Raw genomic sequence first — 1,741 nt, 5'->3', positions numbered from 1 at the left:
GTATATAAAAATGTACTTGACAGGTTTTTTACTCAATTGTTTTTCATTGACCGTTTGTTCATGCAACAAGACCATCCAGAGGGCAATTTGCCGCTGGTCGGTCGGCATGTCATTGAACGGTTCGAACTGGAAACAGGTGAGCATTTACCGCCATCGGTTAACCAAAAAATCCTTGAAGGGTCATACAGTACCAAGTTAACCATCCGTTGTGATGGGCAGCGGGTGAGGGTGGAAGGCAATCCATCTCGCTGGCAACGCATGGATAACCTTTTTGGCCTGCAGACGCTTGATGAGTGTGTTGCGATTTTTAATCACGTGCTAGCCCAATATGATTTACCACCGTTCACCAAAAATACTCAAATTTCATACCGCCAAACGCCAGACGGCAAAACCACTCAACTTGTTGGTAATGGTGCAGAGATTACCGCTATCGACTGGACAGTGAACCATCAAGTAGGCAAGGGCAAGGAGGCTTCATTTATCCGTGGTATGTCATCAATGCAAATCGGCCGAGGTCGTAAACCCAAGCTTTATCCAGATGGCCACACGTGCAACTGGGGCGAGGGTTCTACTTGGGTAATGACCAAGCTCTACAACAAAGCCGTTGAGTTACAGCGGCATTTAAACAAAGAACTCCGCAAAAAAGCTGGCGTTCCCATTGATAGACTTAACTACTTAGAAAACTTAATTAAATACTGCGAAAACACAGGTGTAGTACGCGAAGAACATAGCTTAAGACAGGCATTGCTAAAACGTCATACGTTGCAATTTTATGGCCGAGTCACTGAACAAGACTTTTATCCGCACCTAACTGACATAGAGAACGCCATGAAAACTATCCAGATATCACATGATGAGCACCAAAGCATTGCAGACCAACTTTTAAATCTCGGAATCGTTAAAAGTCGTCAGGCAGCAAATGCGACTCAATCCTATGCATTAATTTGGCAACATGGCAAAGATATAAAAAGCGAACTGAGTAGTTCAAATTATTACGTTCACAAAGCCCGTCTAAAAGCTATCGGCATCGATATCGGCCAACAGTTCGATGTAAGTCGTATGTGCCCGACACTTAAACGTTCAGAAGTCATTGAAGTTAAACCGCTAATTGTACCGTACTGGTATCAATTACCCATTGTTGCACAATCCAATGTTTTACCATTTAAAGCCTATGCATAGGAGGTATAACCATGTCTACACAAGGAACTGTGGTGCTGACTAATTTTGAACCAATTTATCATTCTTTAAATGCACTAGATTTAGCCGTTCGTGCATTTTCTGATGTTGCTGACGATTGGTGCGAAGACCATTCAAAACACGCATTAGTAAAACTCTTGTCTGAAAACTTAACTCTGCAATTACAGCAACATCAACAAGTGGTTTTTGGCTCGTTGTCGGTTGTAGAACCAACGTCAATATAGGGGCAACTATGAATCACGACTCTTTGTTTAATAGCATTTCAAATCTTCGGCCAATTCCTTATAAAGGCGGCATTAGCTTCGTTGCGCGTAAAGATGCACCAACGCATCAATGCACCCGTTGTTATAAGCCTTGGTGGCCTGATGATTTACGCCCGTTGTTCATTGATAGTTGCCCAAACTGTTTTTCTGAGTTGCGGCGCATTACCAAAACTGAGCCATTGATAACTGACTAATAGACACGGCTAAATATCAATCAATGCCGATAAGTGACGTTATCGGCACATCTAATCCCTTCCACACAAAACTGCGCACAATGTATA

At 42.7% G+C, this 1,741-nt stretch carries 2 protein-coding genes; both read left to right on the top strand.

Going from position 1 to position 1,741, the window contains the following annotated elements; translation table 11 throughout:
- Window positions 1-1,179 (top strand): phage/plasmid replication protein, II/X family (locus tag GWI56_RS21525; RefSeq protein ID WP_242068460.1); only part of this gene is annotated, 1,179 nt, incomplete at its 5' end.
- Between the two features lie 11 nt (window positions 1,180-1,190).
- Window positions 1,191-1,421 carry a hypothetical protein gene (locus GWI56_RS21520; RefSeq protein WP_198574016.1) on the top strand — a complete coding sequence of 77 codons (231 nt, stop codon included), beginning with the start codon at window positions 1,191-1,193 and terminating at the stop codon, window positions 1,419-1,421.
- The last annotated feature ends 320 nt before the right edge of the window (window positions 1,422-1,741 follow it).

This window comes from Shewanella sp. DW31 (genome assembly GCF_015767295.1).
Classification (GTDB): domain Bacteria; phylum Pseudomonadota; class Gammaproteobacteria; order Enterobacterales; family Shewanellaceae; genus Shewanella; species Shewanella oncorhynchi.
Note: the sequence above shows the minus strand (reverse complement) of the source record. Positions and strands in the feature narration are given on the sequence as shown.